This window comes from Amycolatopsis sp. NPDC058278 (genome assembly GCF_042881395.1).
Taxonomy (GTDB): domain Bacteria; phylum Actinomycetota; class Actinomycetes; order Mycobacteriales; family Pseudonocardiaceae; genus Amycolatopsis.
The window spans coordinates 18,728-33,545 of the sequence record NZ_JBHVXZ010000048.1; the positions used below are offsets into that span (position 1 = coordinate 18,728).

Consider the following 14,818-nt stretch of genomic DNA (forward strand, 5'->3'; position numbering starts at 1 on the left):
GTAGTTCGTGGTGATGTTACGTTTCAACGCCCGGGGCGAGAGGGGGTCCGGATGGTGGTCAGGGAGCCGGGTGCCGAGCCGCGCGCGGCGGGCATGAAGGAGGTCGCGGCGGCCGCCGGAGTCTCCCTCGGCACGGTGTCCAACGTGCTCAACCGGCCCGACCGGGTCAGCCCGGTGACCCGGGCCAAGGTCGAAGCCGCGATGGCCGAACTCCGCTTCGTGCGCAACGAATCCGCCCGGCAGCTGCGGGCCGGGCGCAGCCGGGTGCTGGCCTACGTCATGCTCGACGGCAGCAACCCGTTCTTCACCGATGTCGCGGCCGGCATGGAAGACGCCGCGGACGCTGCCGGTGACGGCGGCCTTTCCCTCTTCCTCTGCAACAGCGCGCACCAGCCGTCGCGGGAGGCGGCCTACCTCGGGCGTCTCGAACAGCAGCGCGTCCAGGGTGTCCTCATCACGCCGGTCGACCCGGACGCCCCGCTGCTGGGCGAGATCGCCCGCCGCGGCACGCCGGTGGTCGTCGTCGACCGGACGCCGGAAGGCACCACGCACTGCTCGGTCGCCGTCGACGACGTCTACGGCGGCGAGATCGCCGTGCGGCACCTGGTCGAACAGGGCCACGAGCGGATCGCCTTCATCGGCAACCACACGACGGTCGGCCAGGTCCGCGACCGGCGGCTCGGCGCGTTGCGCGCCCTGGAAGCGGCCGGGCTCGGCCCGGACCACCTGGTCGACCTGACGACGACGGCGCTCACGGTGGCCGACGGCCGCGGCGCGGGCCAGCGGCTGGCCGGACTGCCGGCGTCGGTCCGCCCGACCGCCGCGTTCTGCGCCAACGACCTGGTCGCCCTCGGCCTGCTGCAGACGTGCGCGAACCTGCGCATGAGCGTCCCGGACGACCTGGCGATCGTGGGCTACGACGACATCGAGTTCGCCGCGGCGGCCGCGGTCCCGCTGACGTCGGTCCGCCAGCCGCGGCGGCGCCTGGGCCGCACGGCCGTCGAGCTGCTGCTGGCGGAAACGACCGAAACCGGCCACGAACACCGGAAGGTCGTGTTCACCCCGGAGCTGGTGGTCCGCGCCTCGACCCTGCGCTGAGCAACCCGCTGATCGTTTGTGACGTCTTACCGGTCACCGGCGATAAGCCGGGGGAGCCCGAGCACGGAGGTCGTGGATGGCCGACTCGCACAGCAGCCCGGGTGTGTCCCGGCGCGGGTTCCTGGCCGCCGGCGGAGCCGCGCTGCTCGGCGTCGTCGCCGGGTCGGCCGGGCACGCGACCCCCGGGCCGGAAACGCCGCGGCTGGGCGATTTCTGGCTGTTCGGGCGGTACGACGACGGCTGCACCGAGCTCGGCTTCGACGAGATCGACCTCTCGCCGGTGCAGCTGCCCCACTGCGTCACCCCGCTTTCGTGGACCGGGTGGGACCCGGCGTCCTGGCAGGACCGCTGGATCTACCGCAAGCACTTCACCGCGACGACGACCGAACGCCACACCGCCCGCTTCGACGGCGTCATGACGAACGCCGAGGTGCACCTCAACGGCCGGCTCGTCGCCACCCACGAAGGCGGCTACCTGCCCTTCGAGGTGGCGCTGCCGGACGTCGTGGCGGGCGACAACGTGCTGGCCGTGGTCGTCGACGGGCGGTGGGCGCTGGACGTGCCGCCCAATCTGCCGCGCGGCGGGGGGCCGTCGCTGATCGACTTTTACCAGCCGGCCGGGATCTACCGCGCCGCCGCGGTCGGCGCGGTGCCCCGGATCCGGCTGGCCGACGTCTTCGCGCGGCCCGTCGACGTCCTCTCCCCCGGCCGGTCGCTGCACCTGACCTGCACGCTCGACGTGCCCGTCGTGGGCGAGGTGACCGCGTCGGTGCTCCAAGCGGGTCGCGAACTCGCCCGCGGCGGCGCGCCGGTGCGCGGCACGACGGTCGAATTCGACGTCGGCGGGCTCGGCGGGGTACGGCTCTGGGACGTCGAAGATCCCGCGCTCTGCGAAGTCGTGGTGACGGTCCAGTCCGGGAAGCACGCCCTCGACCAGCGGGTGGTGCGGACCGGGTTCCGCGACGCGCGGTTCACCACCGACGGCTTCTTCCTCAACGGACGGCGGCTCAAGCTGTTCGGGCTCAACCGCCACCAGTGGTACCCGTTCGCCGGCGGCGCGCTGCCGGACCGCGTGCAGCGGCGTGACGCGGAAATCCTGCGCCGCGAGCTGAACTGCACCATGGTCCGCTGCTCGCACTACCCGCAGTCGAGCGCGTTCCTCGACGCCTGCGACGAGCTGGGCCTGCTGGTCTGGGAGGAGATCCCGGGCTGGGGCCACGTCGGGGACGACGCCTGGCAGCGGCGGAACCTGGCGGACGTCGAGGGGATGGTGGTGCGCGACCGCAACCACCCGAGCATCGTCGTCTGGGGCACGCGGGTGAACGAGGCCAACGGCACGACGGCGATGTACCAGCGGACCGGGCGGCTGGCCCGGCAGCTCGACCCGTCCCGGCCGACCAGCGGCGCGCTGGCCAGCACCACGCTCGGGCGGTTCGCCGGCAGCGACGTCGAAATCCTGGCCTACAACGACTACACCGCCCGGCGCGGGGCACCTTTCCGGCTGCGCCCGCCGCGGCCGGGGGTGCCGTACCTGGTGACCGAGACGATCGGCACGATCGCCGGGGCCCGGGCCTACCGCCGGACCGACGCCCCTGGCGTCCGGCAGCAGCAGGCGGAACTGCACGCCGAGGCCCACGACCTGGCCGCCGCCGACGACCGCTACTGCGGGCTGCTCGCCTGGTGCGCCTTCGACTACCCGTCGGGCTGGCAGCGGGCGGTCGGCGGGTCCAAGTACGCCGGGGTGTCGGACATCTTCCGGATCCCGAAGCCCGCCGCGGCCTTCTACGCCTCGCAGGCCGACCCGGCGGTCCGGGCGGTCGTGGAGCCCGGCTTCGCCTGGGACTTCACGGCCCAGCCGGCCGGGCCCGGGCCGGGGGCGACGATCTGGTCCAACTGCGACCGCCTGCTGCTGTTCCTCGACGACCGTCCGGCGGGCGAGGCCCGCAGCCGGCGCGCGGACTTCCCGCACCTGCGCTACCCGCCGTTCGCGGCCGACCTGGTCGTGCCGAAGGGGCGGCGGCCGCAGCTGCGCATCGACGGCTACGCGGGCGGGCGGCTGGTCGTCAGCCGGCGCTTCAGCGGCGACCGGGCTTCGGACGTGCTCAGCTGCGTGCCCGACGACCCGGAGCTGCTCGCGGACGGCAGCGACGCGACCCGGGTGGTGGTGGCGGCGGTGGACCGCTTCGGGACGCTCCGCGCGGGGACGGCGGGCGAGGTGCGGCTGACGCTGACCGGGCCGGGCGAGCTGATCGGGGATCCGGCACTGGACTTCGGGGCGACCGGCGGCGCGGCCGCGGTGTGGCTGCGGCCGTTCGCGGGGTCGCCGGCCACCCTGACGCTGACGGCCCGGCACGGGACGCTCGGCTCGGCCACCGCCACGGTCCGGGTGACGGCGAACGCGGCACGCTCCTGAGCCCTTGCCTTAACGCGCGTGTCGGCCCTCCAATCACGCGAGATGCCCCTCCAATCACGCGTGTCGCCCTCCGAGCACACGAGATGCCTCCCCGGTCACTCGCCGGTGAGCACCGCCGCCAGCACGGCCGCCTGGCTGATCGAGGGAGATCCGCTCGCCGTCAGCAGGGTCACCGGGCCGTCTCCGGCCAGCTCGCGCAGGCGGGTCAGGGCCGCCACGCGATCAGGCTCGCGCAGCTCCGCGCGATAGCGCTCGGCGAACTCCGCGAACCGCTCGGGGTCGTGGCCGTACCAGGTGCGCAGCTCGTCGGAGGGGGCCAGGCCGCGGTACCAGCCGTCGAGGACCACCGATGTTCGGGCGGTGCCGCGGGGCCAGAGCCGTTCGACGAGCACGCGGACGCCGTCGGCGGGCCCGGCCGGGTCGGACAGGCGCGCCACCCGGACGACCGTCGGCTGCATGCGCGCATTCTGCGTCGAGCCGGGTCGGGCCGCCACCGGAGCACAGCGTCGGTCGCTGTCCGTAATCGCCATGCGCGACAAGAGGTCAGTTCAGAATGAGTTTGCGGAGGCTGCGACGGACGTGGCGCACGGGCCGGCCGTCCCCGCAGCTACCGCACCCGGCGGCAGCTGCGCCGGGCAGCAACCGGCCCGAACGCCGGCACAAGGGCCACCACGGCGACCGTGGAGGGATCGCCGTGGTGGTCCTACCCCCAGCTCGTGCCGCGCGTGAAACAACGACAGCCGAATCCGCCGGTTTCCCGGCGGCCGAGCCGGCTGCGGACATCGTCGGGAGCGTGCCCGGCAGCCCCGCCAGGATGGCGGACCGGGCCTGCACCACGCTTGCAGTACGCTTGCACACCCGATCGGGTGAACGGAGGTGACCGGGTGGAGTTCCGCGTCCTCGGCGCCGTCGAGGCGACGGCGGACGGCGCCCCGGTCGATCTCGGCTCCCGCAAGCAGCGCCTGGTCCTCGCCGTCCTGCTCCTCGAGACGCCGCGTCCGGTCTCCCTCGAAAACCTCGTGGACCTGCTCTGGCCCGACGATCCCCCGGCCAGCGCGCGCAACACCGTCCAGGCGCTGGTCTCCCGCCTGCGCGCGGTGTTCCGCGCCGCCGGCGGGCCGGAACTCGTCACGGAGGGGCACGGGTACGTCCTGCGCGCCGACCCGGACACCGTCGACGCCCACCGCTTCACCGCGCTGGCCCGCCGGGCCCGTGCGGCCGGCGACGAGGCCGCCGTCGAACTGTTCGACGAGGCCCTCGCGCTCTGGCGGGGCGACGCCCTCGCCGGGGCCGCGTCCGGCGAAGTCGCCGAGCGGCTCCTCGCCGGGCTGAACGAAGCCCGCTGGAGCGCACTGGAAGACCGCATCGACGCGCAGCTGCGGCTCGGCCGGGGCCGCGACGTGCTCGCCGAGCTGACGACGCTGGTCGCCGCGCACCCGTTCCGGCAGCGGTTCGTCGGCCAGTTCATGCTCGCCCTGCACCGCGAGGGCCGCACCGACGCCGCCCTCGCCGCCTTCCGCGGCCTGCGCGCCCGGCTCGCCACCGAGCTCGGGCTCGACCCCTCGCCGGAACTGACCCGCCTGGAAGCCGCGATCCTCGCCGCCGACCCGGCTCTCGACCCCGCGCCGGAGCCGCCACCCGAGCCGGTCCGCCCGGCCCAGCTGCCCCACGACGTGCGCGGCTTCACCGGCCGTGCCGCCGAGCTGGCCCGGCTCGACGAGCCGGCGGGCCCCGGTCCCGGGGCGGACATCCGCGTGGTCACCGGCATCGCCGGCGTCGGCAAGACCGCGCTCGCCGTCCGCTGGGCGCACCGCGTCCGCGACCGGTTCGGTGACGGCCAGCTCTACCTCGACCTGCGCGGGTTCGACCCGGACCACGAGCCGCTCACCCCGGCCGTCGCGGCCGCGCAGCTGCTGCGGGCGCTGGGCACCGACCCGCGCGCGATCCCGCCGGACCCGGACGGCCGCACCGCGCTGTGGCGCTCCCTGCTGGCCGACCGGCAGGTGCTCGTCCTGCTCGACAACGCCCGCGACAGCGCCCAGGTGACGCCGCTGCTGCCGCCGTCGGGCACGGTGCTGGTCACCAGCCGCCAGCGGCTGGGCGACCTCATCGCCCGCACCGGCGCGCGGGCGGTGCCGCTGTCCGTGTTGCCCGCCGAGGATTCCCGGCAGCTGCTGGAAACCGTGCTCGGGCCGCCCGCGGTCGCCGCCGAGCCGGCCGCGGCGGCGGAGCTGGCCCGGCTGTGCGGGCACCTGCCGCTGGCGCTGCGGCTGGCCGCGGCGAACCTCGGCGCGGGCGAGGTGTCCGGCATCGCGGAGCTGACGCGGGAACTCGCCGGCGGCGATCCCCTCGCCGGGCTGAGCGTCGACGGCGCCGAAGAAAGCGCCGTCACGACGGCGTTCTCCGTGTCGTACCGGGCCCTGCCCGCCGAGCACCGCCTGCTGTTCCGGCGGCTCGCGCTGGTGCCGGGCCAGACGTTCACCGCGCCGGTGGCCGCGCGGCTCGCCGCGGTCGCCGACGGCCGCGCGGGCCAGCAGCTCAAGGCCCTCGCCGCGGCCAACCTCGTCGAACGGCACCTGCCCGGCCGCTACCGCTTCCACGACCTGCTGCGCAGCTACGCCGGCGGCCGGGTCGCGGCGGACGACACCACCGACGACGGGGCCGCGGCCCGACGCCGGCTGTTCGACCACTACCTCGCGACGGCCGACGCGGCGGGCCGGCTGCTGATCCCGCACTTCCTCCGGCTGCCCCGGCCCGAACCGGAACAGGTCTTCGACGGCACCGACGACGCGCTGGCCTGGCTGGACACGGAGTGGCCGAACCTCGCGGCCGCCGTCGAGTACGCGGCGGCGCACGGCCCGCACGAGTACGCGTGGCACCTGGCCGACGCCCTGCGGGCGTTCTTCCACCACCGCGGCCACCACACGGAGTGGATCGACACGGCCACGACGGCGCTCGCCGCCGCCCAGTCCGACGGCGATCGGCAGGCGCAGGCGGCGATGCGGCTGTCCATCGCGCTCGCCGGGGTCAACAGCGGCCGCTACACCGAAGCCCGCGCCCACCTGACGACGGTCCTGAACGACGGGCTGGCGGCGGAGTGGCCCACCGGGCGCGCCGCGGCACTCAACAACCTGAGCGCCGTGCACCAGCGCCTCGGCGACGCGCACGAGGCGATCGCGTGCGGCCTCGAGGCGCTGCGGCTGTGCGAAGAGACCGGCATGGCGGCCATCACGATGGCGCTGGCCAACCTCGGGTTCGCCTGCGGCCAGGTTGGCGACTTCGACGCCGCGCTCGGCCACTTCGGCCGCGCGCTGGAGATCGCCGAACGCGACGGCGCGCGGTTCAGCGTGGCCGTGCTGCTGGTCGACCTCGGGCACGTCCACCGCGACCTCGGGAACCCCGTCGCGGCCGAGTTCTACGAACGGGCCCTGACCGCCAACCGGGAACTCGGCTACCAGTACGGCGAAGCGGCGGCGCTGTCCGGCCGCGCGGTCATGGAGGCCCGGGCGGGCGACGCCACCCGGGCCCTCACCGACGCGGCCGACGCGGTGGAACTGACCCGCCGCATCGGTGACCGCGGCACCGAGGCGTCGGCGCTGGCCGCGCTCGGCGAAGTCTGCCTCCGGCTGGACCGCGCGGCCGATTCCGTCGCCCCGCTGACAACGGCACTGGACATCGCCCGCGAGACCAGCTTCACGTGGTGCGAAGCCGCGGCGCTGACCGGTCTCGCCGAAGCCGCGCTCGCCGTGGGCGACGCCGAAGTAGCGCGCACCCACGGCGAAGCGGCGGTCAAGCTCGCCACCCAGGCGGGCTACCGGCCCCTCGAAGTCCGGGCGGCCCGCACCCTGGCGAGCTGAGCGTCAGCAGGTGGCCGGCGCCGAGCACTTGGCGCGGGCCAGGATGGTGCTGAAGTTGTCCTGGTAGGCCGCGCTGATCGCGGCGTTCTCGACCTTGATCAGGATTTCGTCGTTGTCGCGCAGGGCCGCGCCGGAGATGTTGTGTGACCCGGTGAAGACGAGCGCGCGGCCGGCCTTCTCGCTGTAGTTGCCCGTGTAGAGCATGTACTTCGAGTGCACGGTGATCTCACGGTCGTTCGCGGTCGTGGTGAACCGCTTGAGCGTCACGTTCGCCTTGCCCTTGAGGGCGGCCAGCGCCGCGGTGCCCATGTCGTCGTAGACGATCCGGACCTTGCAGCCCAGCTTCGCGATGCGGACCAGCTCCGTGACGACCGGGGTGCGCGAGTCGGCGATGTTGGCCTGCACGACGTTGAGCGAGCAGCCCGCTTCGTACTTGGTGATGTACTTCAGCAGCTGCGCCCACGTGTCGGTGGCGAACTCCTCCGAGGCGCCGCCCTGGGAGTCGGCGCGCGGCGAGAGGTAGCTGGTGACCATGGTGGTCAGCGTCTTGTGGTAGCCGGCGTCGTCGAAGTAGTCGTTGTTCTTCTTCTGCGCCAGCATCTTCTGCATGTGCCCGAGGTAGAAGCCGTACAGGTCGGGGTCGCCGTGGGTGAGCAGGGCGTTGTTGAACATGTTGCCCTGCACCGTGGTCAGGTTGTACGAGCCGATGACGACGACGTCCTTCTTGCCCTCGGTCTCGGAGAACATCCACAGCTTGTCGTGGTTGATCGAGTGCGGGCTGCCGTCGTGGGCGATGCACCCGGTGTTGTCGCCGCCGGTGCCGCAGAAGACCAGCTGGGTCAGCCCGGCGGACTTGAGGATCGGCATCGCGGTGTTGGCGGGGTCGTCGTCCGCGGCGCCGTCGAGCGCGATCCGCACCTTGACGCCACGGGCCTGCGCCGCCTTGATCGCCTCGGCGAGCGCGGGCCGGGTCCAGCTGAAGAGCGAGATGTGGATCTCCGCCCCGGCCGGGGTGCCGTTCGTCAGCTGGACCAGCCGCGTTTCGATCGAGTGGTCGCGGTCGCCGTTCTCGGGCGGGTTGTTGAAGATCGCTTCCATGCCGGTGGCGTCGGCGGCCACCGGCGCCGAAGCGGCGTGCGCGACGCCGCTGCCGGCCAGCGCGAGCAGCGCGCCGACGGCCACGGTGAACGCCTTGAACTTGGGGGCCATGTCGTCCTCCCTGTCGGAAGGACCCAAGCTCGCAAGGCGGTGTACAAGATCCGTACACCCGGACGTTGCCGCGCATACACGACGAAAGGGGCGTCCGGACGGGGAGGAACCCGACTCTTGGCGGGTTCCGCCCATCCGGACCGCAGAGGACGCTTCTCCTGGCTCCCACGGGCGGAGCCGGGAAAGGACGACCTCCATGAGATCGAGGGTGCTTCCTGCTGCGCTCGGCGTGGCCATCGGCCTGCTGGGCACCGTCGCCGTCGCCACGCCGGCCGAGGCCGCCGCGGTCTGCGGTGACCAGCTCGTCGGCAACGGCGGGTTCGAGAGCGGCACCACGCCGTGGACCCAGACCACCGGCGTCATCTCCGCCGCCACCACGGCGGAACCCGCGCACGGCGGGACGATGGTCGCCTGGCTGGACGGCACCGGCAGCACGCACACCGACACCCTGTCCCAGTCGCTGACGTTGCCCGCCGGCTGCGCGTCGGCGACCCTTTCGTGGTGGTCGCACATCGACACCAAGGAGACGACGACCAGCACGAAGTACGACAAGCTGGTGGTCCAGGCGGGCACCGACACCCTGGCGAGCTACTCGAACCTCGACAAGAACACCGGCTACGTCCAGCGCACCGTGGACGTCTCCCGCTACCTCGGCCAGACCGTGACGCTGAAGATCACCGGCACCGAGGATTCCAGCCTGGCCACCAACTTCGTCCTCGACGACTTCACGCTGACCACGACCGGGACGAGCAACCCGCAGTCGCCGGTCGTCACTTCGCCGGGCAACCAGAGCGGCGCCGTCGGCCAGGCCGCGTCCCTGCAGATCCAGGCGAGCGACCCGCAGGGCGACGCGCTCACCTACAGCGCGGCCGGCCTGCCCGCGGGCCTGACGATCGGCGCGAGCACGGGCAAGATCACCGGCACCGCGACGACCGCCGGGACTTCATCGGTGACCGTGACGGCGGCGGACCCGGCCGGCAACAGCGGCAGCACCACGTTCACGTGGACGATCTCGGCCGCCCCCGCCGACTCGACGCGCACGCCGGTCAACCCCGCCTACACGGTGAACCTCACGTCGAACACCGCGGGCGACACCTGGACCGGGCACCAGAGCGTCGGCTTCACCAACGGCTCGGCGACCGCGCTGCCCGAGGTGTACCTGCGGCTCTGGGACAACTACCACGGCAGCTGCCCGAGCACGCCGATCACCGTCACGAACGTCACCGGCGGCACGGCGTCCGCGCTGAGCGTGAACTGCACGGCCATGAAGATCACCCTGCCCACGCCCCTGGCGCAGGGCCAGTCCGCGACGATCGGGTTCGACCTGAAGATCGTCGTGCCCAGCGGAGCCGACCGGTTCGGCCACGACGGCGCGTACAACATGATCGGCAACGCGCTGCCGGTGCTCGCCGTCCGCGACGGCGCGGGCTGGCACCTCGACCCGTACACGAACAACGGCGAGTCGTTCTACACGGTGATCAGCGACTTCGACGTCACGCTCGTGCACCCGGCGTCGCTGCTGACCCCGGCCACCGGCACCTCGACCGAGACGACCAGCGGCACCACGACCACCACGCACGCCGTGGCGGCCAAGGTGCGGGACTTCGCGTGGGCCGCCGGGCCGTTCGCGAAGATCACGACCACGTCCGGCAAGGGCGTGCGCGTCAACGTCTACTCGGTCAGCGGGATCTCCACCAGCAGCGCCGGCCAGATGCTGAGCCTGGCCGCCGACTCCATCGACGTCCACTCGGGACGCTTCGGCGACTACCCGTACGGTGAAGTGGACGTGGTGCTGGACAACAACTTCTGGTTCGGCGGTATGGAGTACCCGGGCTTCGTGCTGGACCTCGTCTCCACCACGGCGCTCCCCCACGAGCTGGCGCACCAGTGGTTCTACGGGATCGTCGGTGACGACGAGTACAACTCGCCGTGGCTCGACGAGAGCTTCACCGACTACGCCACCGACCTCTACCGCGGGATCACCGGCAGCGGCTGCGGCATCACGTGGCAGTCGAGCGCGGAGAAGCTGACCGACTCGATGGCCTACTGGGACGCGCATTCGTCCCGGTACTCCACGGTGGTCTACAACTACGGGAAGTGCACCCTGCACGACCTGCGGCGGCTGATCGGCGACACGGCGATGGCGAACCTGCTGAAGTCCTACGCCCAGTCGCACTGGTACGGCGTGTCGACCACGGCGGAGTTCAAGGCCGCGGCGCAGGCGGCGGCCGGATCGACCGACCTGACGTCGTTCTGGGCTTCGCACCGCGTCGAGAGCTGAAAACCGGTTGGAGTTCCCCGTCCGCGTCCGCCACTGTGGGGACGTGGACGGGGAACGGCTTTTCTGTGACGTCGGCTTGGCCGAGCGCATCGAACGCGCGGAGGCGCGGTTCGTCGCGGCGTGCAGTGACGCGGCGCGAGCCCGGACGGGCGGCACCGGCGGGTTCGCGCGCCCGCTCGCCGGGGGCGTCGCCAGCTTCGCCGAGGCGGACTCGCCGTTCAACAAGGTCGCGGGCCTCGGTTTCGCCGGCCTGCCCGAAGACCTCGACCAGGTGGAAGCGGCTTTCGCCGAGCTGGGCGCGCCGGTGCAGGTCGAGCTGTGCCACCTGGCCGATCCCTCCGTCGGGACGTTCTTGACCGCGCGCGGCTACCGGCTGGAGTCGTACGAGAACGTGCTCGGCCGGCGCCTCGGCGGCCCGGTGGAAGCCGCCGACGGCGAGGTCCGGCCGTGCCGGGAGGACGAGCTGGAAACCTGGCTGGCCGCCATCGCCGGCGCCTCCATGGTCACCGACACCGAAGGCCTGCCTTCGCACGAAGACTTCACCCCCGGGATCATCGTGAACGCGCTGCGGGACATGGCCGGGGTCCGGCGGTACACCGCGGAGCGGAACGGCGAGTTCGCCGGCGGCGCGAGCTTCCGGGTCACCGACGGGATCGCGCAGTTCGCCGGCGCCGCGACCGTGCCCGCCCATCGCCGCCGCGGTGTCCAGACGGCCCTGCTGCGCACCCGGCTCGCCGCGGCCACCGCGGCGGGGTGCGACGTCGCCATCGTCACGACGCTGCCGGGGTCGAAGTCGCAGCAGAACGCCCAGCGGCAGGGCTTCGACCTGCTCTACGCCCGGGCGATCCTGGTGAAGGGCACCTCGGCGACGAGCTCTTCCGGCGCCGACAGCCGCCAGGATTCGTAGAGGAGCTCGGCGAGTTCGTCGGCGTCGATGCCGTCGAGGTACACGACCACCCAGCCGAAGCCGCCGGCGGTGAACTGCACCTCGAACACGTCCGGCCGTTCCGAAACCAGTGCCAGCTGCTCGGACACGGTTTGCTTGAGGCCGACGGTCCGCGTCCGCGGCCAGAAGTAGCCGAACCGCTTGCCGCGCACGCTGAAGGACGCGTAGTCGCGCGCCTCCGAGCGCTGGACCTCCGCCAGCCGGCCGAGCAGCTGTTCGAGTTCCCGGACCTGGACCGTCACCGTCGTCCCCCTGTTCTCCGGCGCCCACCGTAGCGCGCCGGTACGGTGCGGAACATGACCGAGTCCGGAGACCGCCGCGAGGTGGTGGTCAAGCGGGGTCACGCGCCCGGCGCGACGGCGGCCGAAGCGGCGGGCCTGCGCTGGCTGGCGGCGGCGGGCACAGTCCCGATCCCCGCCGTGCACAGCCACGACCGGGACCGGCTGGTGATCGACCGCGTCCCCGCCGGTCGCCCGTCGGCCGCCGCGGCGGAACGCTTCGGCCGCGGGCTGGCCGGACTGCACACCGCGGGCGCCCCGGCGTTCGGTGCACCGCCGCCGGACGGACCGGCGGCGGCGTGGATCGGGCGGGCGCCGATGGCCAACGTGCCGGCGGACGACTGGGCGTCCTGGTACGCGGCCGACCGCGTGCTGCCCTACGTCCGGCTGGCGGTGGACGCGGGAACGTTCGGCCCGTCCGAAGCGGCGTTGTTCGAGCGGGCCTGTACCCGGATCCCGGCTTCAGCCGAGCCGCCGGCGCGACTGCACGGCGACCTCTGGAACGGCAACGTCCTGTGGGACGGGCACGAGGTGTGGCTGATCGACCCGGCCGCCCACGGCGGGCACCGCGAGACGGACCTGGCCATGCTGCACCTGTTCGGCTGCCCGCACCTCGAGCGCGTCATCGCCGCCTACGACGAGGCGACGCCGCTCGCGGACGGCTGGCGCGACCGGATCGGGCTGCACCAGCTGTTCCCGCTGCTGGTGCACACCGTCCTGTTCGGACAGTCCTACGCCGGCCGTGCGCTGGCGGCGGCCCGCTCGTTCTAGCAGTGGTCGAGCATGCCGGCGAGGGCGTTCTTCTCCGGCACGGTGATCGTCAGGCCGTAGTCGTGCTTCACGACGATCCAGTCCGTGGCGTAGACGCACCAGTACGACACCAGCGGCGGCTTCCACGCGTCCGGCGCCTTGTCGCTCTTCTGTTCGTTGAGGTTGTCGGTGACCGCCTTCAGCTGTGGGCGGACGAGGTCGTTCGCGAACTGCTCGCGCCGCTCCCGCGTCCAGCTCTTGGCGCCGCTGACCCAGGCCTGCCCGAGCGGCACCATGTGGTCGATGTCCAAATCGGACGCCTTGTGCCAGGTCTCGCCGTCGTACGGGCTGACCCAGGTGCCCGACTTCGCCGCGCACTGCGCGTCGGTCTGGACGTCCTGGCCGTCGCGCTTGAGCACCTGCTCGCGGACGTCGCAGTTCGCGTCGACCTTGTCCCAGTGCGGGAACTCGTCGCGGCTGTAACCGTCCATGGTGCCGCGCACGGCGATCTGCAGCGCCGCGAGCTCGTTGCGCGCCTCGGTGGGCGCGATCCGCGGGGCGGCGACCGTGCCGGGCGCCTGCGTCACGGGCCCGGCCCCGGACGCCAGCTCGTCGGCGAGCTTGCACCCGGAGAGTGAGGAACCGGCGAGGACGGCGAGAAGGACAAGCGCTCGGGTGCGCGGCATCGTGAACCCCTTTCACATCTACCGGGAGGTGCCCAGCGGACGCATCGGGGAAACGGTGCAGATGGCGTAGCTGACGCGAAAAGATCGTGGCAGCTCAGGAGCCGTGAAAGACCTGGTTGACGAAGACGGCGGCCACCACCCCGGCGGCGACGAGCAGGGTGAGCACGAAGAGCAGGGCCCAGGGGACCTGCCGGATCGGCCGCTGCCGCGGGAAAACGTGCCCCCGCCCCGGCGGACTCCACGGCACGGGATCGTCCTCGACCGCCACCGCAGGCAGCGGTGGCGGTTCCGGGAGCACCGGGATGACGGCAGGCAGTTCCGGCAGCCGGTCGAGCAGCGGAAGCCGCGCCGGGAACCCGTCGGCGAGGAGGGCCGCCCGGGGCGGGGCGAGGTGCGCGAGGGAAAGGGCGTAGCAGGCGTCGAGGACGTCATCGGCCGACCAGACGGTCCGCCACCGGTTGTGCTGGGCGATGATCCGCCGCAGGCCACGGCGATCGGCGAGCACAACGGCGACTCCGGGCACCGGCTGCGGGTCGGGCCAGTGCAGCGCCGGTGGGTGGTCGGGACGGCTCGCTTCGGCCGTGGCCCGCCCGTCCCCTGGTTCACCCGGCCGCGGGCTTGGCTGGGGTGCGGGCGCACGCCGGGCCACGTCGGGCTCGCTCGGCTGCGCGACCGCCACGGGCCGGCTCCCGGACGAGCCCTCCGCCGGCCCGGGTTCGTGCGTACGCGGGACCGGCTCCGGGTCGCTTGCGGGTGGAACTGACCCAGGCCTCAGGGAGCCATCCGCCGAGCCGGCCACCGCCGGCGCGCTCACGAGCGGAACCGGAACCGACCCAGCCCTCTCCGCCCCACCCTCCGAGCCGGCCACCGCCGGCGCGCTCACGAGCGGAACCGGAACCGACCCAGCCCTCTCCGCCTCAGCCGCCGACCCGGCCACTTCCGGCCCAGTCGGCCGCGGGACCGGAACCACCCCAGCCCTCTCCGAGCCAGCCGCCCGCCCGGCCACCGCCCGCCCGCTCGCCTGCGGAACCGCCACCGACACCGGACTACTCTGCGCCGTCCCGTTTCGTGGTTCCGCCGGCGGGACCACCGCGATCAGGCCCGTCACGTGCCGCCCGCCTTCGTGGCCGGCGAGCGCACCCCTCGCCGCCGCCACTGCTGCGCCCGTTCGGTCTCCGGGGCCCGGCCACTCCGCCGGGCCCGGCTCGTGGGCCGCGATCACCACCACTCCGCACCTCGTGAACACCAGCGCGTCCACGAAACGAGGACCGAGGCGGGTCGGCAGTGTGATGCCCGCCAG

At 73.2% G+C, this 14,818-nt stretch carries 11 protein-coding genes; 6 read left to right on the forward strand and 5 right to left on the reverse strand.

Annotated elements, in window-relative coordinates; genetic code table 11:
• Nucleotides 1–51: 51 nt before the first annotated feature.
• Both ACFVYA_RS24665 and ACFVYA_RS24670 read left to right on the forward strand, forming a co-directional pair.
• On the forward strand, nucleotides 52–1,098 hold the full coding sequence (locus ACFVYA_RS24665) for a LacI family DNA-binding transcriptional regulator (protein ID WP_387048233.1): 1,047 nt from the start codon (nucleotides 52–54) through the stop codon (nucleotides 1,096–1,098).
• Nucleotides 1,099–1,174: 76 nt separating this feature from the next.
• Nucleotides 1,175–3,511 carry a glycoside hydrolase family 2 protein gene (locus tag ACFVYA_RS24670; RefSeq protein WP_387048235.1) on the forward strand — a complete coding sequence of 779 codons (2,337 nt, stop codon included), beginning with the start codon at nucleotides 1,175–1,177 and terminating at the stop codon, nucleotides 3,509–3,511.
• Between the two features lie 95 nt (nucleotides 3,512–3,606).
• Here ACFVYA_RS24670 and ACFVYA_RS24675 read toward each other — a convergent pair whose 3' ends face one another.
• A complete protein-coding gene (locus ACFVYA_RS24675; RefSeq protein ID WP_285991599.1) occupies nucleotides 3,607–3,969 on the reverse strand; it encodes a DUF488 domain-containing protein in 363 nt (120 codons plus the stop codon).
• Between the two features lie 426 nt (nucleotides 3,970–4,395).
• On the opposite strand from ACFVYA_RS24675, the gene ACFVYA_RS24680 reads away from it, so the two are divergent.
• The gene (locus ACFVYA_RS24680) at nucleotides 4,396–7,368 is read left to right on the forward strand and encodes a BTAD domain-containing putative transcriptional regulator (protein WP_387048237.1); all 2,973 of its coding nucleotides are present in this window, start codon (nucleotides 4,396–4,398) and stop codon (nucleotides 7,366–7,368) included.
• A 3-nt stretch (nucleotides 7,369–7,371) separates the two neighbouring features.
• Here the strand turns inward: ACFVYA_RS24680 and ACFVYA_RS24685 are convergent, their stop codons facing one another.
• A complete protein-coding gene (locus ACFVYA_RS24685) occupies nucleotides 7,372–8,577 on the reverse strand; it encodes a phospholipase D-like domain-containing protein (protein WP_387048239.1) in 1,206 nt (401 codons plus the stop codon).
• Nucleotides 8,578–8,785: 208 nt separating this feature from the next.
• Between ACFVYA_RS24685 and ACFVYA_RS24690 the strand changes: the two genes are divergently transcribed.
• Nucleotides 8,786–10,858 carry a putative Ig domain-containing protein gene (locus ACFVYA_RS24690; RefSeq protein ID WP_387048292.1) on the forward strand — a complete coding sequence of 691 codons (2,073 nt, stop codon included), beginning with the start codon at nucleotides 8,786–8,788 and terminating at the stop codon, nucleotides 10,856–10,858.
• A 43-nt stretch (nucleotides 10,859–10,901) separates the two neighbouring features.
• Entirely contained in the window at nucleotides 10,902–11,765 is an 864-nt protein-coding gene (locus tag ACFVYA_RS24695) for a GNAT family N-acetyltransferase (protein WP_387048241.1), read from the forward strand.
• On the opposite strand, the gene ACFVYA_RS24700 is transcribed toward ACFVYA_RS24695, so the two are convergent.
• On the reverse strand, nucleotides 11,690–12,046 hold the full coding sequence (locus ACFVYA_RS24700; RefSeq protein WP_387048243.1) for an MmcQ/YjbR family DNA-binding protein: 357 nt from the start codon (nucleotides 12,044–12,046) through the stop codon (nucleotides 11,690–11,692). The genes ACFVYA_RS24695 and ACFVYA_RS24700 overlap by 76 nt on opposite strands.
• A 54-nt stretch (nucleotides 12,047–12,100) precedes the next feature.
• Between ACFVYA_RS24700 and ACFVYA_RS24705 the strand changes: the two genes are divergently transcribed.
• A complete protein-coding gene (locus ACFVYA_RS24705) occupies nucleotides 12,101–12,853 on the forward strand; it encodes a fructosamine kinase family protein (protein ID WP_387048244.1) in 753 nt (250 codons plus the stop codon).
• Here ACFVYA_RS24705 and ACFVYA_RS24710 read toward each other — a convergent pair.
• Nucleotides 12,850–13,518: an HNH endonuclease family protein gene (locus ACFVYA_RS24710; protein WP_387048246.1), complete on the reverse strand. Its 669-nt coding sequence runs from the start codon at nucleotides 13,516–13,518 to the stop codon at nucleotides 12,850–12,852. The two genes, ACFVYA_RS24705 and ACFVYA_RS24710, sit on opposite strands and share 4 nt — an antisense overlap.
• Before the next feature lie 94 nt (nucleotides 13,519–13,612).
• Nucleotides 13,613–14,197, reverse strand: a complete 585-nt coding sequence (locus ACFVYA_RS24715; RefSeq protein WP_387048248.1) for a hypothetical protein — start codon at nucleotides 14,195–14,197, stop codon at nucleotides 13,613–13,615.
• Nucleotides 14,198–14,818 lie beyond the last annotated feature (621 nt).

What these genes read in the sequence shown, in the direction of transcription:
- ACFVYA_RS24665 (WP_387048233.1), top strand. Translation starts at nt 52, where the DNA reads ATGGTGGTCAGGGAGCCGGGTGCCGAGCCGCGCGCGGCGGGCATGAAG.
- ACFVYA_RS24670 (WP_387048235.1), top strand. Translation starts at nt 1,175, where the DNA reads ATGGCCGACTCGCACAGCAGCCCGGGTGTGTCCCGGCGCGGGTTCCTG.
- ACFVYA_RS24675 (WP_285991599.1), bottom strand. Translation starts at nt 3,969, where the DNA reads ATGCAGCCGACGGTCGTCCGGGTGGCGCGCCTGTCCGACCCGGCCGGG.
- ACFVYA_RS24685 (WP_387048239.1), bottom strand. Translation starts at nt 8,577, where the DNA reads ATGGCCCCCAAGTTCAAGGCGTTCACCGTGGCCGTCGGCGCGCTGCTC.
- ACFVYA_RS24705 (WP_387048244.1), top strand. Translation starts at nt 12,101, where the DNA reads ATGACCGAGTCCGGAGACCGCCGCGAGGTGGTGGTCAAGCGGGGTCAC.
- ACFVYA_RS24710 (WP_387048246.1), bottom strand. Translation starts at nt 13,518, where the DNA reads ATGCCGCGCACCCGAGCGCTTGTCCTTCTCGCCGTCCTCGCCGGTTCC.